This is a genomic window from Promicromonospora kroppenstedtii DSM 19349 (genome assembly GCF_000515355.1).
Lineage (GTDB): Bacteria > Actinomycetota > Actinomycetes > Actinomycetales > Cellulomonadaceae > Promicromonospora > Promicromonospora kroppenstedtii.
On the sequence record NZ_KI911565.1, the window covers coordinates 8,517 to 16,956 of the forward strand.

Here is an 8,440-nt window from a genome sequence, read left to right on the forward strand (position 1 = left end):
CACGCGGGCGAGCACCCGCACCTTGTCCGGCGTGCCGTACCCGGCGTACGGCTCCAGCCGGGGCTGCCAGCCGGCGCGGACGAGCACCCACCCCGCCGCGGCGTAGAGGTGGTCCTCCACGACCGCGGCGAGGTGCGGGCGCTGCGAAGGGTGCGGGGTCGGAGTGGCCACACCCGATTGTCGCGTACTACTGCCCACCCATGCCCGTGGTCGCGACGCCCTGCACGATGCGGCGCTGGAAGAGCATGAACACCACGAGCAGCGGCAGCGCCGCGATCATCGCGGACGCCATGTTCTGCGCGTACTGCACGCCGTAGGCGTTCTTCACGGTGGACAGGCCGACCGGCAGGGTCATGAACTGCGGGTCGGTGGTGACGATGAACGGCCACAGGAAGTTGTTCCACGCGCCGATGAACACGAAGATCGCGACGGCCACGAGGATCGAGCGCGACAGCGGCAGCACGATGGTCCAGAACAGCCGCCACGTGCCGGCCCCGTCGATGCGGGCGGCGTCGAGCAGCTCGCTGGGGATGGCGTCGAAGAACCGCTTGAGGATGAACACCATCACGGGTGCCACGATCTGCGGCAGCACGATGCCCGCGAACGTGTCCACCAGGCCCATGACCTGCATCTGCCGGAACAGCGGCACGATGAGGATCTGGCCGGGCATCATGATCGACGCGATGGTGAGCCACTGGAGCAGGCTCCGGCCCTTGAACACCGTCTGCGAGAACGCGAAGGCGGCCATCGCGGAGATCAGGACGGTCAGGAGCGTGACCAGCCCGGCCACGACCAGGCTGTTCCACATCCAGATCAGCAGGTCGCTGTTGCTGAGCACCTGCTGGTAGGCGTCGAGCGTCCACCCCATGGTGGGCCACCACGACGCCGGGAGCGCGGCCTCGGCCTCTTGCTTGAAGCTGGTGACCGCGCCCCAGGCCACGGGGAGCAGCCAGAGGGCGGCAAGGACGACGAGGGCGGCCAGGGAGGCGACGCGCACCCAGGGCGAGGGCCCGATCGTCAGCTTGGTGAGGGCCCGGTTCTCGGCGCGTTCCTGCTGCGCCCTCGTCCGGCGGTCTGCGACCAGTTCGGCGACGGACACGTCAGGCCTCCTTCCTGGACGGCAGCAGCCGCACCAGTGCGAACACGAGAATCAGGGCGAAGAAGACGTACGAGATCGCGGAGGCGTACCCGAGCCGGTAGTTGGTGAAGCCGGTGTCGTAGACGTACTCCAGGATCGGCCGGGTGCTCCCGTTCGGTCCGCCCGCGGTCAGCAGGTAGATCTGGTCGAACACCTTGAGCGACGCGAGGAGCTGCAGCACCACGATCACGCCCGTGATCGTGCGCAGCTGCGGCAGCGTGATGGAGAACAGGCGCCGCCAGCCGCCCGCGCCGTCGATGGTGGCCGCCTCGTACTGCTGCTGCGGGATGCCCTGCAGGGCCGCCAGGTAGAGCAGGAAGTTGAAGCCGACGGTCCACCACACAGTGACGGCGGCGATGGAGAACATCGCGACGTTCTCGTCGGTGAGCCAGCCCACGGGCTGCAGGCCGAGGGCCGCGAACCACGTGTCGAGCAGGCCGATGTCGGGCTGGAACAGCCAGCTGCTCAGCGCGGAGACGACGGCGCTGGTCAGCAGGTACGGGGCGAAGAACGACATGCGCCACACCCACTGGCCCGGCAGGCCGGTGTGCACGAGCAGCGCCATCACCAGGGCCACGACCACCAGGGGGATCGTGCTGAGCACCGTGAACCACACGGTGTGCCACAGGGTCTGCCAGACCTGCGGGTCGCTGAAGGCCTCGGCATAGTTCGCGAAGCCGATGAACTCGCTGCCGGTGCCCGTCAGGCTCTGGTTCGTGAAGCTCATCCACAGGCCGTAGAGCGTGGGCAGCAGCAGGAACAGCCCGGTCGCGACCGCGAACGGCGCGACGAACAGGTATCCGGACCTGTCCCGCTCACGCAGGGACTTGCCGGTCGCGGCGCTGCGGGTACCGGACCGGCCAGGAGATCTCTTCGGGTCGGACGGCGCCTTTCCGGGGGGCGCCGTGACGCCGGCGTTCGAGACAGTCATCGTCGTCCTCTCGATCAGGCGGGGTTGGGCTGGGAGAGGAACCGGTCCATCTCGCTCAGCATGCGGGTCACGGCGGTGCGCGCCGGGGCCTTGCCGGCCAGGGTGTCGGTCATGGCGTCGGCCATGCGCGTCTGGAAGTCGCTGCCGCCGCCGGTGAACCAGGCGTCGGGGTCGAAGACGGCGATCTCGGCCGCGGGCGCGTAGTCGCGCTGCGGGGTGAGCTCCTGGTAGGCGGGCTCCTTGACGATGGGCTGGTAGGCCGGGATGTGCCCGGCCGAGGCCCAGGTCAGGCCCTCCTTGAGGAGGCCGGCGAGCACCCGGTAGGTCGCCTCGCGCTTTGCGGGGTCCGGCGTGCCCTGCTTGGGCAGCACGAACGCGTGCGAGTCGGCGTAGTTTGCCGGGGTGTCGAAGACCGCCGGGAACGGAGTGGCGCCGACGTCGGGGTTCGCGTCACGGAACATCGGCAAGTCCCACTCACCGGCGAACATCAGGCCCGTCCGGTTCGACATGAACCGGCCGGACGCCGCGTTGCCGTCCTGGTTCCTGGCGGCGACCTTGCCGTCCACCATCGCCTGCAAGAACTCGAAGACCTCGGTCGCGGCCTCCTCGTCGAGTGCGGCGGGACGGCCCGGCGTCAGCTCGTAGCCGCCACCGTTCTGGGAGTAGAGGCCCCAGAACATGCGCCAGCAGCCGGCGGGATCACGCTGGTAGCCCCAGCTCACGCCGGTCTCGCCCGTGACCTCGGCCATGGCGCGCCCGGCTTCGAGGAACCGGTCAGCCCCGGCGACGGCCGACAGGTCGAGCTTGCCGTCCGCCCCGGCGAGGCCGGCCTGCTGCACGATGTCGGGGTTGTGGAACGCGATGTACGGGTGGGTGTCCAGCGGCAGCGCGTAGAGCTGGCCCTCGAACTGGGCCTTCTGCCAGACCGCGGGCGCGAAGTCGGCCTCGGTGATCCCGAGCTCGGCCAGCGCGTCGAGGTCGAACGGCTCCAGAAGCCCGCCCGGCGCGTAGCCCGCGAGCCGGGACATGTGCATGACGGCGGCCTCCGGCGGCCGCCCGCCGGACGAGGCCATCGCCAGCTTGGTGTAGTACGGCGGCCCCCACGCCAGCGTCGTCGTCTCGACGGCGATGTCCGGGTTGGCCGCGGCGACCGCGCCCGCCATCTCCTGCATGAGCGCGCCGTCACCGCCCGAGAACAGGTCCCAGACCATGACGGAGGTCTTCCCCGCGCCGGCGGCGCTGGGGGTGGCGCAGCCGGCGAGCGCGCCGCCGAGTGCTATCCCCCCCGCCCCGACGAGGGCCGCGCGGAGCACGTCTCGCCTGCTCAGCCCTCCGGAACTGCCCAAGAGGCTGCGGGCTCTCGACGCGGCCTCGGGGCTTCCTTGGCCCGGAATGCCACGTCCTCGTACTACGGTCATCATCGACCTCCAATGGTGCAACGTTGCGCTCCAACGTTGGATCACGATGGACTAGGACGGGCGTCCAGTCAAGAGGCGCGGGTGGAAGGAAGTGAAGGCTTGTCCGAGCAAGGTGGCCGACGGGTAGGGATCAAAGAGGTCGCGGCGGCGGCGGGGGTCTCGTGGAAGACCGTGTCCAACGTCGTCAACGACACGGGCCGGGTGGGGGATGCCACGCGGTCCCGCGTGGAGGCGGTGATCGCGGAGCTCGGCTACCGGCCCAACCTCGCCGGCCGCCAGCTACGGCGGGGCCGCACCAACACGCTCGCCCTGGCGGTGCCGTGGGTGCACGCCCCGTACTTCTCGGTGCTGGCCCACGAGATGATCGACGTCGGGGGCGACCGGGGCTACCGCGTGCTCATCGAGGAGACGCGGTCCTCGCGCGAGACCGAGCTGGAGGTGGCGCGCGGGTTCGACGTGCAGGCGATCGACGGGATCATCTTCTCGCCGCTGGAGCTGAACCCGGCCGAGATCGACGAGGTGCGCGGCACCGTGCCCCTGGTGCTGCTGGGCGAGCGGGCCGACCCGGACCCCGCGCGCGAGCGCCGCACGGACCACGTGAGCATCGACAACGTGGATGCCGCCGCGCAGGTCACCAGGCATCTGCTGGAGACCGGACGGCGTCGGCTGGCCTTCCTGGGAGCGGAGCCGCCCGGCGCGGGCCGGACCGGCGCACAGCGCGTGCAGGGCTTCCTGGACGCTCACACCGCGGCCGGCCTGGAGGCGGACGAGCGCTGGGTGCTCCAGTGCCCGCAGTTCTCCCGCCCGGCCGGCGCCGCCACCGTGGAGTCGGTGCTGCCCCGGATCGACCAGGTCGACGGGATCGTGTGCGCCAACGACGAGCTCGCCCTCGGCGCGCTGTACGCGCTGCGCCGGAACGGGGTGCGGGTGCCCGACGACATCGCCGTCACCGGCTGGGACAACACCGAGGACGGCCGGTTCTCGAACCCCACGCTGACCACGGTGGCGCCCGACCTGCGCGCGATCGCGGAGACGGCGGTGGACCGGATCATCGCGCAGCTCGAGAACCGCTCGGTCGAGCCGGTCGACGAGGTGGTTCCGTACCGCCTGCTGGTCCGCGAGAGCAGCCGCGCGTGACCTGGTGACGCCCCTGGTCCGGAGCGTCGCCGGGCCATCCGGTTGATACAACGTTGCATTCTTGGCGGAAGACGTGTTGAATCACCGCGCACCTGTCGTAGACGCAATGGAGCAGCTGATGACTTTCCTCGACCGCTTCTCGCCGGACGGGGCGCCGACGGCCACCCCCGTCCCGCGCCCCGAGTACCCGCGGCCCCAGATGGTCCGGGACCGCTGGCTCAACCTCAACGGAACCTGGCAGTTCGAGATCGACGCGGGCGACTCCGGTCTGGAGCGCGGCCTGGTCGAGCGGCCGCTCCAGGCCGAGATCACCGTGCCGTTCGCCCCGGAGTCGGAGCTGTCCGGCATCGAGAACACCGACTTCCTCGAGGCGGTCTGGTACCGCCGCGAGATCACCGTGCCCGCGGACTGGTCCGCCGTCGGCGACGACCCGCACGTGCTGCTGCACTTCGGGGCCGTGGACCACGACGCGACCGTGTGGGTCGACGGCACCGAGGTGGTGCGGCACCGCGGTGGCTTCACGCCGTTCGTGGCCGACCTGCACGGCATCGCCGCCCCCGGCGACACCGTGACCGTCGTCGTCCGGGCGCGGGACACGCGGCACGGGCCGCAGGCCCGTGGCAAGCAGTCCAACCGCTACGCCAACTTCGAGTGCAACTACACGCGCACCACGGGGATCTGGCAGACGGTCTGGCTGGAGCCCGTGCCGGCCGTGCACGTGCGCCGCCCGCGGATCACGCCCGACCTGTCGAGCTCCGCGTTCGACGTCGTCGTACCGCTCTCGGCGAACCGTCGGGGCCACACGGTCTCGGTCACCGTGACCGACGCCGACGGCGAGGTCGCGAGCGCCACCGCGCGCGCCGACCTCGACCTGGCGCCCGCGCTGCGTGTCGTCGTCCCGGCGGACCGCGTGCGCACCTGGGGCACGACGGACCCGCACCTGTACGGGGTGGACATCGAACTGCGCGACGCGGACGGCGCCGTGGTGGACTCGGTGCGCTCGTACGCGGGCCTGCGCTCGGTCTCGATCGACGGTCAGGCGATCAAGATCAACGGCGAGCACGTGTTCCAGCGGCTCGTGCTGGACCAGGGCTACTGGCCGGAGTCGCTCATGACGGCGCCGTCCGACGCCGCGCTGGTGCGCGACATCGAGCTCGGCCTGGAGGCCGGGTTCAACGGCGCCCGCCTGCACCAGAAGGTCTTCGAGGAGCGCTACCTGTTCCACGCGGACCGGCTGGGCTACCTGGTGTGGGGCGAGTTCGGCGACTGGGGCGTCAGCGGCTACGGCACTCCGCAGGACGGCCAGCGCCAGACGACGTCGTTCGTCGCCGAGTGGCTGGAGGCGCTGCAGCGGGACCACAACCACCCGTCGATCATCGGCTGGTGCCCGCTCAACGAGACGCACCAGGACCTGCACGACCGCATCACGCAGCTGGACGACGTGACCCGCAGCATGTGGCTCGCCACCAAGGTGGCGGACCCGTCGCGGCCGGTGCTGGACGCCAGCGGCTACTCGCACCGCGTGCCCGAGACCGACGTCTGGGACTCGCACCTGTACGAGCAGGACCCGGCCAAGTTCACCGAGCTGGTGGGCGGTCTGGCCGAGGGCAAGCCGTACGGGAACGAGCGGGACAACGGCACGCCGATCTCGCAGCCGTACAACGGTCAGCCCTACTTCGTCAGCGAGTACGGCGGCATCTGGTGGAACCCGGAGACCGCGGCCAGCGCGTCGGGCAGCTCGCCCGACTCGTGGGGCTACGGCCAGCGCGTGGTGGACGAGGAGGAGTTCCACACCCGGTTCGCCGGGCTGACGGACCCGCTGCTCGACGACCCGCGGATGTTCGGCTACTGCTACACGCAGCTCACCGACGTGTTCCAGGAGGAGAACGGCATCTACCGGTTCGACCGGAGCGTCAAGCTCGACGTCGACCGCGTGCGCGCCGTGCAGGTGCGCCCGGCCGCCTTCGAGAAGGGCGGCGACGAGGCCTCCTGACCTCGCGAGCCGACGTGTCGGACGTACGGGTCACCCGGGTGACCTGTACGTCTGACTCGTCTACCGGACTGTGCACCTTGTAGGTCTCTTTAGTATTTTTCACCACATAACACCCCGTCCACAGCGGCGCTTGGGGGGTGCACAATAGGCCGGTGACGTACCGGTTCCTCAAGCTCATCCTCTCGATCCTCGTGCTCGTGCTCCTGCGCCCGCGCGTGACTGGGCTGCAGAACATCCCGAAGCGTGGCGCCGTGATCCTCGCGAGCAACCACCTGTCGTTCATCGACTCGCTGCTGATCCCGATCATGGCTCCGCGGCACGTCGCGTTCCTGGCCAAGGCCGAGTACTGGACCGGCAAGGGCATCAAGGGCCGCCTGTCGCGCTGGTTCTTCACCAAGATGGGCGACATCCCGGTGCAGCGCGACGACCCGCGCGCCGGGCAGCGGTCCCTGGAGGACGCGCTGGCCGTGCTCCAGCGGGGCGGCGCCTTCGGCATCTACCCCGAGGGGACCCGCTCCCGGGACGGCAAGCTGCACAAGGGACACACGGGCGTCGCGTGGCTCGCCCTGACCGGCAAGGCCCCCGTGGTCCCGGTCGCGCTGCTGGGCACGGACAAGGTCAAGCCCATCGGCAAGATGCCGCGGTTCGCGCGGGTCGAGCTGCACTTCGGTACCCCGATCGACCCCTCGCGACAGATCGCGGCCGGTACCAAGCCCGCCCAGGCGCGGCGGGAGCTGACCGAGCAGGTCATGCAGTCCATCCAGGCGATGAGCGGCCAGGAGCGCGCCGACTGAGGCCGGTGCACACGTGTCGGACGTACAGCTCACCCGGGTGACCTGTACGTCCGACACGAGGCGGGTCAGAGGCGCGTGATGCGGATCGCGTCCGCCACCACGTACGCCGTGCCCTGCGTCCAGCGGCTGACGGCGACGACGGTGCGCGTCCCCGCCGTCATCGCGTAGGTGCCGAGCGAGAGCCAGGCCCCGCCGCCCGCGGACTGGTCCACCCGGATCGTCGACGACCCGGTGCCCGTGTAGACGATGAACGGCGTCGACGTGTTGTAGCCCGCGACCGCCGGGAACCACGCCTCGACACGGTAGGAGCCGTTGGACGGGATCGTGGCCGAGTACGTCGCCAGGTCGCTGACCTCTGCGGGCGTCGCGTACCGGTAGTCGGCGCCGTACCGCTCGCCCGAGAACGACGACACCAGCCACGCGGAGCCGGCGGAGAAGCCCGCCGAGGTGTTGTCGACGATCACCGACCAGCTCGTGCCCGCCAGGGCCGCCGCCACCTCGGAGCGCAGCTGCGGCAGCATCGAGTACAGGACGTCGCCCGGGCAGGCCGTCGCCGTGTAGTCCCGGTGCCCGTAGATCTGCGTGGGCGCGATGCCGTACCGGTCGCAGATGTAGGCGCACAGCTCGACCAGCCGGCTCCAGAGCTGCGCGGGCGGCGTGGCGCTCGTGTAGGTGCCCTGGTTCTCGATGCCGATGGCCTGGCTGTTCTGTCCGGGCGCGTGCGCGCCCACGACCGTGCCGCTGCCGCTCTGCAGCCGCGACAGCGAGCCGTGCCGCCCCTCCATGACGTACCCGCCACGGCTCACCGTGAGGTGCTGGCCGGTGTCCACCCAGCCGTTGGCGAAGTGCCACTGCTGGATGTCGCGGGCGATCTGGTACCCGGCGGCCTGCGAGTAGTCGGTCACGTTGGCCGACGCCGTGTGGTGGATCAGGATCTTGTTCGGGTTGGTGGCGACGGTGTCGATGGTCCCGCGGGCAGCCGCCGCACCCCAGGTGGCGCAGCTCGCGATGGTCGGTGCGGCTACCTCC

7 protein-coding genes are annotated in these 8,440 nt (G+C 70.6%); 3 read left to right on the top strand and 4 right to left on the bottom strand.

What is annotated here, in order from left to right; translation table 11 throughout:
• Nucleotides 1-187: 187 nt before the first annotated feature.
• Genes PROKR_RS00095 through PROKR_RS00105 form a run of 3 tightly spaced genes read right to left on the bottom strand, consistent with a single transcriptional unit; the run spans nucleotide 188 to nucleotide 3,382 of the window.
• Nucleotides 188-1,099, bottom strand: a complete 912-nt coding sequence (locus tag PROKR_RS00095) for a carbohydrate ABC transporter permease (protein ID WP_036958681.1) — start codon at nucleotides 1,097-1,099, stop codon at nucleotides 188-190.
• A gap of 1 nt (nucleotide 1,100) precedes the next feature.
• Complete coding sequence (locus tag PROKR_RS00100) at nucleotides 1,101-2,069, bottom strand: carbohydrate ABC transporter permease (protein ID WP_036958683.1); 969 nt, start codon at nucleotides 2,067-2,069, stop codon at nucleotides 1,101-1,103.
• Nucleotides 2,070-2,083: 14 nt separating this feature from the next.
• Nucleotides 2,084-3,382: an extracellular solute-binding protein gene (locus PROKR_RS00105; RefSeq protein WP_051432536.1), complete on the bottom strand. Its 1,299-nt coding sequence runs from the start codon at nucleotides 3,380-3,382 to the stop codon at nucleotides 2,084-2,086.
• A gap of 204 nt (nucleotides 3,383-3,586) precedes the next feature.
• On the opposite strand from PROKR_RS00105, the gene PROKR_RS00110 reads away from it, so the two are divergent.
• The 3 genes from PROKR_RS00110 to PROKR_RS00120 all read left to right on the top strand — a co-directional run bounded on the left by PROKR_RS00110 (nucleotide 3,587) and on the right by PROKR_RS00120 (nucleotide 7,411).
• Nucleotides 3,587-4,624: a LacI family DNA-binding transcriptional regulator gene (locus PROKR_RS00110; protein ID WP_169736271.1), complete on the top strand. Its 1,038-nt coding sequence runs from the start codon at nucleotides 3,587-3,589 to the stop codon at nucleotides 4,622-4,624.
• A 118-nt stretch (nucleotides 4,625-4,742) separates the two neighbouring features.
• The gene (locus tag PROKR_RS00115) at nucleotides 4,743-6,617 is read left to right on the top strand and encodes a glycoside hydrolase family 2 protein (RefSeq protein WP_051432552.1); all 1,875 of its coding nucleotides are present in this window, start codon (nucleotides 4,743-4,745) and stop codon (nucleotides 6,615-6,617) included.
• 152 nt (nucleotides 6,618-6,769) lie between these two features.
• Entirely contained in the window at nucleotides 6,770-7,411 is a 642-nt protein-coding gene (locus PROKR_RS00120) for a lysophospholipid acyltransferase family protein (RefSeq protein WP_036958689.1), read from the top strand.
• A gap of 65 nt (nucleotides 7,412-7,476) precedes the next feature.
• Here the strand turns inward: PROKR_RS00120 and PROKR_RS30325 are convergent.
• The coding region (locus PROKR_RS30325; protein ID WP_051432538.1) for a golvesin C-terminal-like domain-containing protein at nucleotides 7,477-8,440 on the bottom strand (964 nt) is incomplete at its 5' end.

Bases quoted from the DNA above. Each gene is read 5' to 3' on its own strand.
- PROKR_RS00100 (WP_036958683.1), bottom strand. From the start codon at position 2,069: ATGACTGTCTCGAACGCCGGCGTCACGGCGCCCCCCGGAAAGGCGCCG.
- PROKR_RS00115 (WP_051432552.1), top strand. From the start codon at position 4,743: ATGACTTTCCTCGACCGCTTCTCGCCGGACGGGGCGCCGACGGCCACC.